Here is a 17,190-nt window from a genome sequence, read left to right on the forward strand (position 1 = left end):
GGCCGGATGTCAACCCTCGCGACCAGAGCGAGTCCGATCCTCTACAATAGTTCGAGGGATGGTCGGACCATCGAAGACGGCGGGAGGTTCGAACTCGAACCGATCTCGGAGGGAATCGCGATGCCAGGGCGCACGATCGCCATCGGAGACATCCACGGCTGTTCCAGGGCGATCAAGAGCCTGATCGAGACGATTCAACCCTCCGAGGCCGATCGGATCATCCTGCTTGGTGATTACGTCGACCGAGGCCCGGACAGCCGGGGCGTCATCGACCGGCTGATCGAACTATGTACGCGATGCCGGTTGATTCCTCTCCTGGGCAACCACGACCAGATGATGCTCGACGCGATCGACGGAGCACCCCCCTTCGCCTGGTACGAGAACGGCGGTCTCGAAGCGATCGACTCGTATGGGCCGGGTCGAGATCCAGGCGCGATCCCGAAAGAACACGCCGACTTCCTCCGTTCCTGCCTCTCCTACTTCGAGACCGAGTCGCACATCTTCGTCCACGCGAACTATGACCCCGACGTCGCGATGAAGGAACAGGGCGTGGCGATGCTGAGATGGGCGTCACTCCGAAGCTTTATCCCCGGCCCTCACGAATCGGGCAAGACGGTCATCGCGGGCCATAGTTCCCAGAAATCGGGAAAAATCCTCGACCTGGGTCACCTGATTTGCATTGACACCTATTGTTACGGAGGAGGATGGCTCTCGGCACTCGAGATCGCCTCCGGTCAGGTCTGGCAGGTCGATCGGAAAGGGAACCCGAATACTCGGAGATCCGCCGTCCGCCAACGAGGAACAGGTGGCCCATCATCCGGATGGGCCGGAGCATGCGGGTGATATCGGTTATGCGAGGGGAGCGAAGGTAGCAACGCACAAAAGCATCCCATCTTTCCCAGATGGTATATAATGACAGAGAGTCTCCACCTGAGTGAGGACCCCTGCGATGTGCATCAGCGATTTCCTCCAGAGCCGATCGGTACGATTCGAACTCCTGCTCCACCGCCCCGCGCACTCGGCGACGCACCTGGCGGGGAGCCTTCATTTACCCGGTCGATCGGTGGCCAAGGCCGTGCTCGTCAGGGCGGATGATCGATTCGCGCTGGCGGTCCTTCCGGCGACCCATCGGGTCGACCCGGATCGGCTGGCCGAGATCCTCAACGTCGGCTCGCTCAGGATTGCGACCGAGGACGAGGTTGAGTCGGTCTTCGCCGACTGCGAACCCGGGGCCCTTCCCCCCTTCGGCCAACTCTACGGGTTGCAAACGGTGGTCGACGCCAGCCTTTCCGGCGGTTCCGACATCGCCTTCATGGGGAACACCCGGCACGAGGGCGTCCGGATGCGATTCCGGGATTACGAGGCCGTCGAGTCGCCGATCAAGGCCCGATTTGCCTCGCCGATCGCCCCGCGACGGCTCAGGAACCGCAAGGCGGGCTGAGGTCGAACTCCCGAGCATCCAAGGGTCCGCGCTCAGCCCAAATGTCCGGTCTGAGCCGACTCCTCGGTCGATTCGTTGTCCGTTTCGGTCTCGCTTTCGGGCGCGAATCCTCGTCGGAGGGTGTTCTCGGTCACGGTGCGTGTCAGTAGAAATTCCTTGAGGTAATCGGACCCGCCGGCCTTGGCTCCCCCGATCCCCGAGAGGTTGAATCCCCCGAAGGGCTGGCGGTCGACCAGGGCCCCGGTGATCGGCCGATTGATATAGACGTTCCCGACCCTCAGCGAATGCCTGACCCGTTCGATATGTCCGGGGCTCCGCGAATAGAGGCCGCCGGTCAGGGCGTACGCGGTGCCGTTGGCGATGGTCAGGGCTTCGTCGAGATCGCGGGCTCGAATCAGCGCGAGGATCGGCCCGAAGATTTCTTCCTGGGCGATCCGGGCCTCAGGCTTCACATCGGCAAGGATGAGCGGGGCGACGTAATGCCCGATCTCGGCGAGAGGGCCGAGCACGCCTTCGAAGACCACCCTTCCCTCGGACCGGGCGATCCCGGCGAACGCCTCGATCCGGGCGCGAGCGTCGGCATCGATCACGGGCCCGATGACCGTCTCGGGTTCTTCGGGAGGCCCGATCGGGATCGATCGGGCGGCCTCGGCCAGTCGGGCGACGAAAGCGTCATAGATCCCGTCCAGGATGATCACCCGAGAGCAGGCCGAGCATTTCTGCCCCGAGTAGCCGAAAGCGCTCTGCAAGACCCCGACCACCCCCTCGTCGAGGTCGGCATCCTCATCCACGATGATCGCGTTCTTGCCGCCCATCTCAGCGATCACTCGCTTGACATGGTGCTGGCCCTCCGGCACCTCGGAGGCCCGACGGTTGATCTCCAGGCCCACTCCCTTCGAACCGGTGAAGGCGATCAGGTCGACCCGAGGGTCGTCCACCAGGGCCTGGCCGACGACCTCCCCCTTTCCCGGCAAATAGTTGAGAACGCCGGGCGGGAGGCCCGCCTCGTGGAAGGCTTCATACAACTTGTACGCGATCACCGGGGACTGCTCGGCCGGTTTGAGGACCACCGTGTTTCCGGAGACGATCGCGGCGGCGGTCATCCCCATCGGGATGGCCAGCGGGAAATTCCAGGGAGGGATGACCGCGACCACCCCCCGGGGGATCCGCTCCACGGCATTGGTCTCGCCCGGGACATCGCGGACCTCCGGTTCGGCGATCCGGATCATCTCCCGGGCGTAAAACTCGCAGAAGTCGATCGCCTCGGCCACGTCGCCGTCGGCCTCCCTCCAGGGCTTGCCGCATTCGTAGACCTCGATCGCGGCCAGCCGAAATCGGTCGCGACGGAGGATCTTCGCCACCTGGAACAGGACCTCGGCGCGGTCCCGGACCGGGGTGATCGACCAGTCCCGGAACGCCCTCCGGGCCGCCTGGACCGCGAGCCCGGCCTGAGCGACCGTGGCGGCCGGGGCGTCGCTGATGATTTCCGAAATCTCGCCCGGGCGACCGACTCGGAGTCGCTCGGCCACGTCCATGTGCACGCCATCGATGACGATCGGAAGTCCCATGCCATCGAGGGAGATGTCTACCTTCGCCAGTTCCTCCCCCATCTTCTCCCGAGCCTGAGACCGGGTGAAGTCGGTCAAGGGCTCGTTGCGGAACGGCGGGATCGGAGTCGCGGCGAGCTTTCGACGCTTCAAGGGCCACATGGCACCCACCTCCTCGGGATCTCTGAGCAAGTCCTCGACCTCGGCCCCTCCGGCGAAACTCGCCTTGAGGAACGACTCGTTCGACGTGTTCTCCAGGAGGCGGCGGACCAGATACGCCATCCCCGGGAGCATGGCCCCGTAGGGCGTGTAGACCCGGACCCTCCGACCGCGAGCCACCAGTGCCCGCTCGATCGGCTCGCCCATCCCGTGGAGCATCTGAATTTCGTAGGCATCGCCCGGGACTTCCAACGCCTCGGCCGACGCCATCGCATGCGCGAGGCTCCGGATATTGTGGCTTCCGAGCGCGGGTCGGAGGTTCTGATAGCTCGCCATGAGGAACCGAGTGCATCGTTCGTAGCTGGCGTCGCTCTGCCACTTCCGAAGGTAAACCGGGACCGGCCAGCCGAGTTGGCGGGCGTGGGTCACTTCGTAGTCCCAGTAGGCACCCTTCACCAGGCGGACCGTGATCGGCGCCCCCCGCTCGCGGACCCAGCCTTGGAGGTCTCGTAAGTCGCCCTCGGCCTCGGGCAGGTAAGCCTGGGCGACGATTCCGACATCGGGCCAGTCGCGAAATTCGGGCTCGGACAGGACCGAACGAAAGATCGAGTAGGTCAGATCCTTGTGGGCGTACTGCTCCATGTCGACATTGACGAACGCCCCGACTTCGCGAGCCACCCGGAGGATCGGGCGGAGCCGCTCGGCGACCTTTCGAGCGGTCGAGGCCTCGTGGATCGCGTCGAAATGTGGGGTTAGGCTGGTCAGCTTGAGGGAGAGGTTCGAGCGGGGGATCGGCCCGAACGAGGAGCGGTCGATCCGAGGGTCTTCCGGCTCAACCGACAGTCGAGGGGCCAGACCCCGGAGCAGTTCGATGCACGTCTGCTGGTACGCCTCGGCCTCGGAGTCCGAAATGACGGCCTCCCCCAGGAGGTCGGCGGTGAATCCCACCCCGTGCTCACGGAGTGCCTTGACGGTCCGGAACGCCTCCGAAGGGGTCGAGCCCGCGATGAATCGTCGGGCCATGTGCGTTGCCGAGGCCCGGGCGATCGACGCCAGGAACCGGCCCCGGAGCGAGCCGACCGGGGCCAGGGCGACGCCCATCCTCAGGAACCAGGGGACAGCCCGACCAGCCTGGCCGAGATACTCCCGGAGATGCCGGCCGACCGAATCGGGATCGACCAGCGCAGGAAGGGCGTCGATGAATCGGAAAAGCTGAACCTTGACCTCGGGATCGCCCATGGTCAGGTTCATCAACCGATCGTCCCACCACCCCCGCTGGAGCGGCGAAGGCCCCCGACCGATCTCGGCGAACAACGACCGCCCGATCTCGCGAGCCTTCCGGTCGATCGCGTCGCCTTTGAGGTTCCGAGCCCGATCAACGATCGACGTCGCCATGGGTCCAACCCTCCCACTCCTGGGCACGATGGCTCTCTTCCTCCATTATAGGTAAACGAAGGGATTCGTCCGACAGTTCGCTCCACCTTCGGAAGTCGGAATTGCCGAGAACCCCGAGGCGAAGCTTGACTTCCCCGGGAATCGTCGTGTACAGTTTGTTATCACAATTCGGTGCGCATCTTATCCAGAGTGGCTGAGGGACGGGCCCTGCGACGCCACAGCAACCGGTCTGCCGACAAGGCGGATGCTGGTGCTACCTCCTGCCCTAGTGCCTCCTTCGGAGCTTTCCGAAGGACGTGCCGATGGGACAGATAAGATGGACTGAGACGGGAGTCCCCACACCTCCCGAATCCCAGCCCCGCCTTATCCCCCTCCATCGGTTCTAAATCCACTCTCGATGAGACCGACGCACCCGGACGGCCCCGGTTTGGTCGATCCGCGCGTTTCGTGTCCCGGTCCGATTCCTGCGCACCAATCCGAAAGGATTGCTGCCAGTCGCCGGGCGTCGTCGGGAGAATTGCCGGTGTCTGAAGAACTCACAATCGGCCTGAAGTGTCGCCTCTGCGGCAAGCTCTATCCCAAGGAAGCCCTCAACTTCTGCACCGAGGACTTCGGCCCGCTTGAGGTCGTCTACGACTACAACGCGATCGGTCGGGTGCTCGACCGACGGGCGATCCAGTCGCGTCCCCGGAACATGTGGCGCTATCGCGAGTTGCTGCCGATCGACGGCGAGCCGACGGTCGGCCTCCACGTCGGGGGGACGCCGCTGATCAAGGCGGACCGACTGGCCAAAGCCCTGGGCGTGGCCGAGCTTTATATCAAGAACGACGCAGTTAACCACCCTTCGCTCTCGTTCAAGGACCGGGTGGTCGGCGTGGCCCTGTCCAAGGCGGTTGAGCTGGGCTATCGGACCGTTGGGTGCGCCTCGACCGGGAACCTCGCCGGGAGCGTGGCCGCCAACGCCGCCGCGGCCGGGCTGGAGGCCTACGTCCTGATCCCCGACAACCTGGAGGCCGGTAAGGTCCTCGGGTGCAGCGTCTATGGGGCCAAGGTTGTCGCCATCCAGGGGAATTACGACCAGGTCAACCGACTCTGCTCGCAGATCGCCTTCAAGTTCGGCTGGGCCTTCGTCAACGTCAACCTTCGGCCGTTCTATGCCGAGGGGTCGAAGACGATGGGCTTCGAGATCGCCGAGGACCTGGGCTGGCGAGTCCCCGATCACGTCGTCGCGCCGATGGCCGGAGGGAGCCTGATCGGCAAGATCCACAAGGCGTTCCGCGAGTTCGCCACGCTCGGGCTCGTCAACGGGCCGATCAACACCAGGATGTTCGGGGCCCAGGCCACCGGGTGCAACCCGATCTCGAACACCGTGAAGACCGAGGCGACCAAGGTCAAGCCGGTTCGTAACCCGAACACCATCGCCAAGAGCCTGGCGATCGGCGACCCGGCCGATGGCTACTTCGCGTCGCAGTTGATCCGCGAGACCGGGGGCTGGTCCGAGGACGTGGACGACGACGCGATCGTCGACGCCATGAAGCTCCTGGGCGAGACCGAAGGGATCTTCGCCGAGACCGCCGGGGGAGTGACCCTGGCCGTCACCAGGAAGTTGATCGAGCAAGGTCGGATCGATCGCGACGGCTCGACGGTCATCTGCATCACCGGCAACGGCCTGAAGACCGCCGAGGCCTGGCAGGGCAAGCTGGCCCAGCCCGTCGTCATCAAGCCGAACATGGAGGAATTCGAGGCCCTGGTCGGCGCCGAGACGGGCGAACTGGTGGCCTCGGGAGTCTGAGGTCCGGGCGTACCCCCATGCTCCCCTTCGTCAAGGGTCCACCACCCTGGACGTGAGCCTCCCGGAATTCCGGACGCTCCGGATCGCTGATTTCCGGGGACCACTCCCCGGATCAGCGATCGTTTCATTCAGCGGAATCGGGCCGGTTGCGGCCCTGATCCCCTCTCACCAACGCCCGATGTTTTGACCAAGGACTGAAATCATGCCCGTCGTTAAGATTCCCACCCCGTTGCGTCCCCATGCCGGCGGGCTCGACAGCGTTGAAACGACCGGGGAAACCGTCGGCAAGGTCCTCGGTCAGCTCTTCGAGGCCCATCCCGGCCTCAAGGAGCGGATCTTCGACGGGACCGAGCTGCGTCGGTTCGTCAATGTTTACGTCAACAATGAGGACATCCGTTACCTGGAAGATCTCGACACCAAGGTCGAGCCCAAGGACGAGGTCAGCATTATCCCGGCCGTCGCCGGGGGTTGAGCGAGTTTCTCCCGCAGGGCAGGGCTCGCCCTGCCCGAGTGCGTGGAACGGCAGGGCAGGCCCTGCCCTACGGCGAGTTTGTCGCGTCCATCCGGGATTGAAGGGAAGTTCATGTCATCCGAGAGCGAAGCAGCGGCTTCCAATGTGCCGGACCCGCTGGATCGATACAGTCGCCAGGTTCGGTTCCCCGCCCTCCGTGAGGACGGCCAGCGCAAGCTGATGGCCTCCCGCGTGACGATCTGCGGCTGCGGAGCCCTGGGCACCGTCCTGGCGAATCACCTGGTCCGCGCCGGGGTGGGCCACGTCCGGATCGTCGACCGCGACTTCATCGAGACCCACAACCTCCAGCGCCAGATCCTCTTCGACGAGGACGACGTCGCGGCCAACCTCCCCAAGGCCGAGGCCGCCGCCCGGAAGCTCCGGCGGATCAATTCGGCGGTGACGATCGAGCCGGTCGTCACCGACATCGACCACACGAATATCATCGAACTCGTCTCTGACGCCGACCTGATCCTCGACGGGACCGACAACTTCGAGACCCGCTACCTGATCAATGACGCGGCGGTGAAGCTGAACAAGCCCTGGATCTTCGGCGGCGTGATCGGCTCCGAGGGGCAGACGATGACGATCCGGCCGGGGATTACCCCCTGCCTCCGCTGCCTGATCGAGGACAACCCGCCGCCCGGGATGACCCCGACCTGCGAGACGGCCGGGGTACTGGGGCCGGCGGTCTCGGTGATCGCCTCGTTCGAGGCGGTCGAGGCGATCAAGCTCCTCAGCGGCCGGCTCGACGCCTTGAACGTCGAGCTGATCATGGTCGACATCTGGGACTGGACCTTCCGTCGGCTCAAGGTCGCCGGGCTGCTGGGCAAGGTGGATTGCCCTTGCTGCAAGCATCATAACTACGAGTGGCTGGCGGGTGACCTCGGCTCGCACACGACGACCCTCTGCGGCCGGAACGCCGTCCAGGTGGCCACGAGAAGGCCCGAGCCGCTCGACTTCGCCGAGATGGCCCGTCGCCTGACGCCGCTGGGCGAGGTCCGACATAACGCCTTCATGCTCCGGTTCGCCGCCGATGGGCACGAGTTCACCGTCTTCCCCGACGGCCGGGCGATCATCAAGGGGACGAATGACATCGCTAAGGCCCGGACGCTGTATGCCCAGTTTGTCGGGAGTTGACGTTCCACGCCCGCCGTTCGGCTTCCCAGGACTCCGCCATGATTTACCTCGATAACGCCGCCACCAGCTACCCCAAGCCCGAGTCCGTCTACAGGGCGCTCGACGCGTTCGCCCGGACCAGCCTGGCCAATCCCGGCCGGGCGGGGCATCGGATGGCGATGGCCGCGGAGCGGACGCTGGACGACGCACGGCACGCCCTGAACCAGTTCTTCCGGGGCGAGGGCGTCGAACGCTGGATCTTCACCCACAACTGCACCGACGGCCTGAACCTGGCGATCAAAGGGGTCGTCAAGCCGGGCGACCACGTCATCACATCCGACCTCGAGCACAACTCGATCAGCAGGCCGCTCCGGAGGATGGAGAAGGACGGGATCATCAGGCTCACTCGCCTGGCCTCGAACGAGGGTTATCTCGACCCGGAAGACGTCCGATCGGCATTGACCCCGAAGACCTCGCTGGTGGCGCTGACCCACGCCTCGAACGTCCTGGGGACGGTCCAGCCCATCGAAGCCATCGCCCCGATCATCCGGGAGGCCGGGGCCTTGTTCCTGGTCGACGCCGCGCAATCGGCCGGCGTGGTCCCGATCGACCTGAAATCGACGCCGATCGACTTCCTGGCCTTCCCCGGCCATAAAGCCCTTTACGGCCCCACCGGGACCGGTGCCCTGTACGTCGGCCCTCGGGCCAACCCCGGCGCCTGGCGAGAAGGGGGAACCGGAGGCGACTCCTCCAGCGAGACCCAACCCCAGATCCTCCCCTACTTCCTGGAAGGGGGAACGCCGAACGTCCTGGGGATCGCCGGACTCGCCGCCGGGCTCGAATGGGTGGCCGAGCGGGGCGTCGAAGCGAGCCGAAAGCACGAAGTTGACCTCCTCCAGAAGGTGGTCGACTGGACCGTTGCGGCCGAGGGCTGGCGATTTGCCGGGAGATGGGATCCACTGACCCATGTCGGCGCCCTGTCGCTCATCGTCCCCGAGGGACTGACCCCGCAGGATCTCGGAGCGATCCTCGACGGTTCCTTCGAGATCGCCGTCCGGCCCGGCCTCCACTGCGCTCCTTATACGCACAAGGCCATCGGTACGTTCCCCGATGGGACCTTGCGGCTCAGCCCCGGCCCCTTCACCACCGAGGCCGAGATCGACACATTCCTGAACGCCTTGACCGAAATCACCGCCGGGGTCCTTTGAACGAGCGGAGAGGCGACGGTTCGAGAATTTGGGTGCTCAGATGGTGGCAAGGAATTCCTTCATGGGCGACAATTAACCATGGGAAGCCCGATCGATCCTTGCGCGCTCCGGAAGGAGGGTGGGCTTCCCGATCCACCTCGCCGACATTCGACCTCGAATGCCCCTGGAGTCGCATCATGCGCCGCTTCTCGCTATCGATGATTGGCCTGGCCGCCGCGTTGTTCCTGATTCCTCGAGTAGCCGATGCCCAGTATGGATTCCCCCGGGCTTACGGGGGCTTCGGTTGGGGTGGGTTCAACGCTAACCAGGGGAACGATCCCGCCGCCGGATACATGGCCGGCCTGGGTGCCTATGCTCGTGGCCAGGGCGTTTATGAAGTCGAGGATGCCAAGGCTCAGTCGATCAATGCCGATACGATGCTCAAGTGGAACAAGGCGCTCCGGGCTCGACAGAGCGAACTCCGTGCCGAGCAGCAGAAGGCCGACGCTCGGAAGGAGAGCGAACGCAAGGCCCGCGTCGCTCGCGATTACCTCGAAGATGGGACGACGATCAACAACCTGCTCCTCCCGATCCTCGAATTCGACCCTGGGCTCAAGATCTCGTCGAAGGTCGACACCCCGCTCAACCCTGCGGTGATTCGCGAGATTCCGTTCGAGTGGGACACCGAGGCCATCACGATCTGCATCGATCAGTTGACCGGCCAGGACTCGCTCCCCAACGCGCTGAGCTCACCACAATATGCCGGCGAGCGTCTCGCACTGAAGACGGCCGTGACCGCCGCGATTCGAGAGGACGAGAAAGGTAACGTCTCGCCCCAGACCAAGAAGTCTCTCGATGAAGCGATCGGTGCCTTCCGTGCGAAGTTCGTGCAAAACACCCCGGAGTTCGACCCCAGCTTTAACGACTCCACGAACTACTTCTCCACCCTGGCCAGCCTGACGCGATTGCTGAACGACCCGAGCATGAAGAAGATCCTCGGCGAGTTGGAAGACGGAAAGCCCCGGACCCTGGGCAACCTGATCGCGTTCATGAACTCCTATAATCTCCGCTTCGGAGCGACCACATCCCCCCGACAAGTCGAGATTTACGAGCAGCTCATCCCCGCCCTGACCGCCATCCGTGACCGTGTCACGGCCGAGCAGGCCCCCCTGCCCTCCTCCGACAACAAGGCGGGAGACCTGAAATCGGCCTCCCACGACATCTTCCGGGGCATGAGCTGGGACGATCTCCAGGCGCACTCCAAGAGTCAGTAACCGACTTGAACCTCGATGATATCGCCGAGACCCCGAACTCCGGACTCGGCGAGTCGTCCTCTTGAGTCCGGGAGGGGTTCGACTTATACTGAACGTGCATTCAAAGGAGGATCGGAGCCGTTCGAACGCGCGGAGCCCTCGGCACGATGCCCAATCTCGACCGACCACCCTGGGGATGGAACGGACCGGCCCGGGGGCTCTTGATCCTCCTCGCCTCGATGTCCGGAGGGATCCTGACCGGGGTCTCGTCCTCCCCATCAAGGTCAGTGATCGGTCCGCCCGCTCTCCGGATCGACCCCAACACGGCTCCCGCGCCGGTCCTGGGGGTCTTGCCGGGAATCGGCCCGGTCCTGGCCCGACGGATCGTCGATGCCCGGGACGTTTCGAACTTCGGGACGATTGACGACCTCGACCGCCGAGTCAAAGGGATCGGGCCGGCCAAGGTCGAGCTGCTCCGACCATTCCTCCGACTCGATCGGACCTCGCCCCACCAACCATGAGCCAACGATGCCCGACTTCCAGTTGGTGAGCCCTTACGAGCCCGCCGGCGACCAGCCCAGGGCCATCGACCAGCTCGTCGAGGGGCTCCGGGAGAAGAAGCCGCATCAAACCTTGCTGGGCGTCACCGGCTCGGGCAAGACGTTCACGATGGCCAACGTCATCGCCCGGATGGGTCGGCCGGCCCTGATCATGTCGCACAACAAGACCCTCGCGGCCCAGCTATACGGGGAGTTCCGCGATTTCTTCCCGCACAACGCGGTCCGCTATTTCGTCTCGTATTACGACTACTACCAGCCCGAAGCCTATATCCCCCAGCGCGATATCTACATCGAGAAAGACTCCTCGATCAACGAGGAGATCGAGCGGCTCCGCCTGGCCACGACCAGCGCCCTGGTGAGCCGGAACGACGTGATCGTCGTGGCCTCGGTCTCGTGCATCTACGGCCTCGGCTCGCCCGACGATTACCGGAAGATGATGGTCCCGCTCAAGGTCGGGCAGCAAATCGACCGCGACGAGGTCCTGCTCAAATTCGTCGACATCCAGTACGAGCGGAACGATATCGACTTCTCGCGCGGGAAGTTCCGGGTTCGGGGCGACGTGGTCGAACTCTGGCCCGCCTACGAGGAATTCGGCTTCCGGATCGAACTCTTCGGCGACGAGGTCGAGACCCTCGCGATCATCGACCCGACCTCGGGCACGGTGATCGAGAAGAAGCAGGAGATGCAAGTCTACCCGGCCAAGCACTTCGTCCTGCCCGAGGAGCGGATCGAAGGGGCCGTCAAGGCGATCCAGGAAGAACTGGATCAGAGGCTCCAGCAGCTCAAGGAACAAGGCAAGCTCCTGGAGGCCCAGCGCCTGGCCGCCCGGACCAGGTACGACATCGAGATGCTCCTGGAGGTCGGCTACTGCTCGGGGATCGAGAACTACAGCCGGCCGCTCTCCGGGCGGAAACCGGGCGAGACGCCCAACACCCTGCTCGACTTCTTCCCCGACGACAGCGTCCTGTTCATCGACGAGTCGCACGTCAGCCTCGGACAGATCCGGGGGATGTTCGCGGGCGACTTCAGCCGAAAGAGCACCCTCGTCGAGCACGGTTTCCGACTCCCGAGCGCTCTCGATAATCGCCCCCTCCGGTTCGACGAGTGGGAGAAGAAACTCGGCCAGCGTGTCTACGTCTCGGCAACGCCCGGCGACTACGAGACCACCATGTCGGGCGGTGAGGTCGTCGAGCAGGTCATCCGACCCACCGGCCTCCTCGACCCGATCGTCCGGGTCGAGCCGGCCCGAGGCCAGGTCCCGGCCTTGCTCGAAGAGGCCCGGAAGCGGGCCGCGAAGGGGGAACGGGTCCTTGTCACCACCCTGACCAAGCGACTCGCCGAGGACCTGACCCGCTACCTCAAGGAACAGGGCCTGAAGTGCAAGTGGCTCCACTCGGAGCTGGACGCCTTTGAGCGGGTGACGATCCTCCGGGAACTCCGCGAAGGGGCGTTCGATGTCCTGGTCGGGGTCAACCTGCTCCGCGAAGGGCTGGACCTGCCCGAAGTCTCGATGGTCTGCATCCTCGATGCCGACAAGGAAGGCTTCCTCCGGAGCGAGACCTCGCTGATCCAGACCATCGGCCGGGCCGCCCGTCACATCAATGCCGAGGTGGTCCTCTACGCCGACACGGTCACGCAGTCGATGCAAAGGGCCCTCGACGAGACCAGCCGACGCCGCGCCCTCCAGCTGGCCTACAACACGGAGAAAGGGATCACCCCCGAGACAATTCGCAAGGCGATCCGAAGGGGGATCGAGGAAGAGATCCAGGCCAAGGCCGAGGTCCGCAAGGCCGTGGGCCGCGACGAGATCACCGACGCCAACGAGGACTACATGAACGCCCTGGAAGCCGAGATGCTCCAGGCCGCCGAGAACCTCGAATTCGAGCGGGCCGCCGCCCTCCGCGACCGGATCATGCAACTCCGCGCCGGCAAGGACGGGGGCAAGGCCCGACCCGCCGCCTCGGCGCAGGCCACCAGCGCCCGAGACAAGGCCAAGGCGTCCGGCGGCAAGCGGGGGCGGTCACGACCGAAGGCGCAATGAATTCCGACTTTTACAAAAGCGATTTGAAGACCAAGAAACTTCACGGTCGATACGCGTTCGGGCGAGAAGCGGCGGATGCCGCTACGACATTGATAACGCTGGCCCTCTTCGAGGACTTCGGCGATGGCGGGGACATCACGGGCCGCCTAGTCCTGCCCGATACCGCGAATGGTTCGGCCCGGTTTGTCGCCCGATCGCCGGGCGTCTTTTCCGGAATGCCGGTTCTCTGGTTGATCCTCCAACGTCTCGGCCTCGAAAATGATTATGAACTCCACAGGAGCCCCGGCGACCGACTGGAACGCGGGTCCGTCATCGCTGTCGTGTCGGGTCCCATGAGAAAGCTCTTGGCGATGGAGCGGACGGCGCTGAATTTCCTGCAACGATTGAGTGGTATCGCCACCCTGACCTCCCAATTTGTCGCAGAAGTCGCCGGGACGAAGGCGGTGATACTCGACACCCGCAAGACCACACCAGGATGGAGGGCGTTGGAGAAATACGCCGTCCGCTGCGGCGGCGGGACGAACCATAGGATCGGCCTCTATGATGCTGTCTTGATCAAGGACAATCATCTGGCCTGGCTGTCGGACGGCGGCGATCCCATCGGCCAGGCGGTCGCCGCGGCTCGAGCGGGTGCTCCGAAGGGGACCAAGTTCATCGAGGTCGAGGTCGACTCCCTCGAACAACTCGACCGTGCCCTGGAGGTCGGGCCCGACATCATCCTCGTGGACAACCTGGGGCCGGATCGGCTGGCCGAGGCCGTCCGCCGGAGGGATCAGCGAGCGCCCGGCATTCTGCTGGAGGCCTCGGGCGGGATCACCCTGGCCACCGTCCGGAGCCTGGCGGAATCGGGGGTCGATCGGATCAGTGTAGGAGCCTTGACGCATTCGGCCCCGGCCCTCGACATCGGGCTCGACTTCGATCGGGTGATCGTCCCTTGAACATGGCGTTGCTGACCCGGGTCCGCGAGGCTCAAGGAGGGTTCGTCGCGATCGGCGACCTCGGGGCGGACTCGTCGAGCCTCATGAGCGAACTGGACGAGCTCGAAGCCTTCGGATTCCAGATCGAGCGACACCCTTATCACGGGATCGCCTATCGAGGGCCTTCCGCACGCCTCTGCCCCGACCAGATCGAATGGAATATCGGGACGCGGGTGATCGGGCGTCGGATCGCGGTCTGGAACCGGGTCGGAAGCACGAACGACCTGGCCGCTCGGGCGTCGACCAGTCGGGCCAACGAGGGCCTGGCCATCCTGGCCGAGGAGCAGACCTCGGGCCGGGGAAGTCGAGGACGTGTCTGGTCGGCCCCGGCGGGTTCGTCGATCCTGATGTCGATCCTGCTTTTCCCGAGACGTCCGCTGGATGACCCCGGATGGCTGACCGCGCTCGGCGCGGTGGCCGTGTCCGAGGTCCTGTCCGAGGAGTTCGACCTCGACGCCAGGATCAAGTGGCCGAATGACGTCCGCGTCGGGGAGGCCAAGGTTTCGGGCATCCTGGTCGAGCGGGCCTCGGGGACCGTCCTGGGGATCGGCCTGAACGTCAACACGGTCGCCGAGGCCTTTCCCGAGGAACTCCGCGACTCGGCCACGTCACTCCGGAGGCTCCTGTGTCGTCCGGTCGACCGGTCGGAACTCGCCCGATCGATCCTCAAGCGGCTCGATCGCCACTATACACGAGCCATCGACGATGGGCCGGAAGCGCTCGGCATTGCCTATGGTCTGCGGAGTGAGCACTCCGGCCGTCGGGTCGAAGTCTGGACCAAGGACGGGGCGATCGTAGGTCGGCTGGAGACGATCGGTCTGCTCGATGGTCTCACTCTGTCTCCAAGCGAGAATCCACCCCGAAAGATCGTCCTGCGGGACGTCCTGAAGATCGTGAATATCACATAGGACGAAACGAGCCCCGCCCTACGCTTCGCGCTTGGGACGTCTAAACCTGCTGGGGCCGAGCCCCGTGTGGGATGAGCCGGTTCAAGGTCTCGGGCACCTTGCCGGTGAGGTCTTCGCCCCGGACGGAAGGCCCATGATTCTCGCCGCCCGATGGCAAGGCCCGGTTGATGAGGCTGAACGCCTCGGTCATCCAGCCGGGGAAGAGATGGTGGGCGAAGACGACCAGTCGGGCGTTCCATCCCACGACCACTTCGGGATCGCCGTTGAGGACCGCTTCCCAGAGTTCCCTGGCGCAGGACTCGGCCGAAGTCGAGATTCCCGGTACCGTATCGGAGAGGGCGAACCAGGTATATTCGGCGTTCCGGTCCCCCTTGAACTCGGCGTGGGTGTGCCCTCCGGTCCGGATCGTACCGGGGTAGATCCCGGTGACGAGGATATTATCCCGGGCCAGTTCGGCGCGGAGCCCTTCAGTGAGACCGGTCAGGGCGAACTTGCTGGCCGAGTAGGGCAAGAGGTGAGGGACCGAGACCTTCCCCCCGACCGAGACGACGTTCGCGATCCGACCACCGCCTTGTGCCCTCATCTGGGGGAGGACCGCCAGGATGGCATGAAGTTCCCCCCAGAAGTTGGTGGCCATCGCCTTCTCGAAATCGTCCCGATTCATCGCCTGGGCCGGGCCCACCTGGATGGTCCCGGCGTTGTTGACCAGGATGTCGACCCGGCCGAACCGCTCGATCGTCCGGGCGACCAGGGTCCGGACCTGCCCCTCGTCGGAAACGTCGGTGGGGACGGCGAGGACTTCGCCACCCAATTCGCGAAGTTCGTCCTCGGCCGCCCTGAGATTCTCCTCGCCCCGGGCGGCGATGACCACGCTCGCCCCACGTTGGGCCGCCATCCGGGCGACCATCAGGCCAAGTCCGGTGCTCCCGCCGGTGACGATCACCACTCGACCCGAGAGTTCGATCCGCCGGCGAGACCGGAGCCAGGCTCGGACTCCCCAGGCCACGGCGGCCCCTCCGGCCACGCCGGCCCAAATCTTGTGTTTCACTTTCATCGGAATCCTCCTCAATGGTAGCTCAAGGCTCGTGATCTCGAAGGACGCACCGAGGAGGCGCGTTGCCGTCGTTTCAATCGAAATCTCTGGAGCATTCCTCGTGCCGAGCCCGTCAACGTCCCGATCCTTCACCGTCGGCACTGGCAGGCGATTTTCGGCGCGGCTATGCTGAATATCGAATTGCATGATTTTTGGCCGCGCTGGGAGGAGGATGATTTGCCGGGTCTCGTCCTGATCACTCGACCCATCCCCGGACCGGGTCCGACCCTCGTCGGTCGCGTGGCGGAGCGCGTCTTGAGCAATAACGAGGACCGTCCGCTCACGGTCGAGGAACTCCGCGAGCGCGTCCAGGGCGTCGATGCCGTGCTTTCGATGCTCCACGACCCGGTCAATGCCTCCGTCCTGGACGCCGCCGAAGGTTGCCGAATCTTCGCGAACATGGCGGTCGGGTTCAATAACATTGATGTTGCCGAGGCGACTCGTCGAGGAATTCTGGTCACCAACACGCCGGGTGTCCTGACCGAAGCCACGGCCGACCTGACCTGGGCCTTGATCCTGGGCGTGGCCCGGCGGCTGGCCGAAGGTGACCGGGTCATGCGGGCCGCCGCGTTCCCCGGCTGGGGGCCGAATTACATGCTCGGCGGCGACGTGGCCGGGCGGACCCTCGGACTGGTCGGTCCCGGCCGGATCGCCCAGGCGGTCGCGCATCGGGCCGTCGGGTTCCGGATGCAGCTGGTCTATCAGGGAAGGAGAGAGTCGTCCGAACTCGAAGCGCTGGGGGCTCGCCGTCTCGGACTCGACGAACTCCTGGCCGAGTCCGATTTCGTCAGCCTCCACGTCCCGCTGACGTCGGAGACGACCCATCTGATCGACGCCAGGGCCCTCGGGCTGATGAAGCCCACGGCTTATCTCATCAATACCTCGCGCGGTCCGGTGGTCGACGAGTCGGCCCTGGTCGAGATCCTGAAGGCCGGGCGGATCGCCGGGGCCGGGCTCGACGTCTTCGAGCGGGAGCCCGCCATGGCCGAGGGCCTGGCCGACTGCGAAAACGCCTTGCTCCTGCCCCACCTCGGCAGCGCAACGTTCGAGACTCGCTCAAGAATGTCCCGGATCGCAGCCGAGAACATCGTCGCGGTACTCGAAGGCCGGAGGCCGCCGAATCTCGTCAATCCCGAAGTCTGGCGCGATCCGCTCGGGAAGCCGGAAACTCGCTGAGGGACGGCCGCCGAAGTCGTCTGCTCCTCAA

14 protein-coding genes and 1 riboswitch are annotated in these 17,190 nt (G+C 64.9%); of the genes, 12 read left to right on the plus strand and 2 right to left on the minus strand.

The window, feature by feature from the left end; translation table 11 throughout:
• The first annotated feature begins 120 nt into the window (after positions 1-120).
• Positions 121-843 carry a metallophosphoesterase family protein gene (locus P12x_RS22705; RefSeq protein ID WP_435007182.1) on the plus strand — a complete coding sequence of 241 codons (723 nt, stop codon included), beginning with the start codon at positions 121-123 and terminating at the stop codon, positions 841-843.
• Positions 844-949: 106 nt separating this feature from the next.
• A complete protein-coding gene (locus P12x_RS22710) occupies positions 950-1,441 on the plus strand; it encodes an aminoacyl-tRNA deacylase (RefSeq protein WP_435007184.1) in 492 nt (163 codons plus the stop codon).
• Between the two features lie 32 nt (positions 1,442-1,473).
• Here P12x_RS22710 and P12x_RS22715 read toward each other — a convergent pair whose 3' ends face one another.
• Entirely contained in the window at positions 1,474-4,542 is a 3,069-nt protein-coding gene (locus tag P12x_RS22715) for a proline dehydrogenase family protein (protein WP_435007186.1), read from the minus strand.
• A gap of 177 nt (positions 4,543-4,719) precedes the next feature.
• A riboswitch (SAM riboswitch) is annotated at positions 4,720-4,860 on the plus strand.
• Between the two features lie 205 nt (positions 4,861-5,065).
• Between P12x_RS22715 and thrC the strand changes: the two genes are divergently transcribed.
• The 9 genes from thrC (at position 5,066) to P12x_RS22760 (ending at position 14,890) form a co-directional block, all read left to right on the plus strand.
• Positions 5,066-6,334, plus strand: coding sequence for a threonine synthase (thrC, locus tag P12x_RS22720; RefSeq protein WP_435007188.1), 1,269 nt, complete (start codon positions 5,066-5,068; stop codon positions 6,332-6,334).
• A gap of 202 nt (positions 6,335-6,536) precedes the next feature.
• Positions 6,537-6,806 carry a ubiquitin-like small modifier protein 1 gene (locus P12x_RS22725; RefSeq protein WP_435007190.1) on the plus strand — a complete coding sequence of 90 codons (270 nt, stop codon included), beginning with the start codon at positions 6,537-6,539 and terminating at the stop codon, positions 6,804-6,806.
• Between the two features lie 111 nt (positions 6,807-6,917).
• Complete coding sequence (locus P12x_RS22730) at positions 6,918-7,985, plus strand: ThiF family adenylyltransferase (protein WP_435007192.1); 1,068 nt, start codon at positions 6,918-6,920, stop codon at positions 7,983-7,985.
• A gap of 38 nt (positions 7,986-8,023) precedes the next feature.
• A complete protein-coding gene (locus P12x_RS22735) occupies positions 8,024-9,172 on the plus strand; it encodes an aminotransferase class V-fold PLP-dependent enzyme (protein WP_435007193.1) in 1,149 nt (382 codons plus the stop codon).
• 176 nt (positions 9,173-9,348) lie between these two features.
• Positions 9,349-10,425, plus strand: a complete 1,077-nt coding sequence (locus P12x_RS22740; RefSeq protein WP_435007195.1) for a hypothetical protein — start codon at positions 9,349-9,351, stop codon at positions 10,423-10,425.
• A gap of 146 nt (positions 10,426-10,571) precedes the next feature.
• Entirely contained in the window at positions 10,572-10,925 is a 354-nt protein-coding gene (locus P12x_RS22745; RefSeq protein WP_435007197.1) for a ComEA family DNA-binding protein, read from the plus strand.
• A gap of 7 nt (positions 10,926-10,932) precedes the next feature.
• On the plus strand, positions 10,933-13,005 hold the full coding sequence (uvrB, locus tag P12x_RS22750; RefSeq protein ID WP_435007198.1) for an excinuclease ABC subunit UvrB: 2,073 nt from the start codon (positions 10,933-10,935) through the stop codon (positions 13,003-13,005).
• Positions 13,002-13,943: a carboxylating nicotinate-nucleotide diphosphorylase gene (nadC, locus tag P12x_RS22755; protein WP_435007200.1), complete on the plus strand. Its 942-nt coding sequence runs from the start codon at positions 13,002-13,004 to the stop codon at positions 13,941-13,943. Before uvrB ends, nadC begins: the two co-directional genes overlap by 4 nt.
• Positions 13,944-13,945: 2 nt before the next feature.
• Entirely contained in the window at positions 13,946-14,890 is a 945-nt protein-coding gene (locus P12x_RS22760) for a biotin--[acetyl-CoA-carboxylase] ligase (protein WP_435007201.1), read from the plus strand.
• A 40-nt stretch (positions 14,891-14,930) separates the two neighbouring features.
• Here the strand turns inward: P12x_RS22760 and P12x_RS22765 are convergent, their stop codons facing one another.
• Positions 14,931-15,944 carry an SDR family NAD(P)-dependent oxidoreductase gene (locus P12x_RS22765; protein WP_435007203.1) on the minus strand — a complete coding sequence of 338 codons (1,014 nt, stop codon included), beginning with the start codon at positions 15,942-15,944 and terminating at the stop codon, positions 14,931-14,933.
• Positions 15,945-16,160: 216 nt separating this feature from the next.
• Here P12x_RS22765 and P12x_RS22770 point away from each other — a divergent pair, with 216 nt between their 5' ends.
• Positions 16,161-17,159 carry a 2-hydroxyacid dehydrogenase gene (locus tag P12x_RS22770; RefSeq protein WP_435007204.1) on the plus strand — a complete coding sequence of 333 codons (999 nt, stop codon included), beginning with the start codon at positions 16,161-16,163 and terminating at the stop codon, positions 17,157-17,159.
• Positions 17,160-17,190: the final 31 nt, after the last annotated feature.

The sequence above is a fragment of the Tundrisphaera lichenicola genome (genome assembly GCF_051175385.1).
Lineage (GTDB): Bacteria > Planctomycetota > Planctomycetia > Isosphaerales > Isosphaeraceae > Tundrisphaera > Tundrisphaera lichenicola.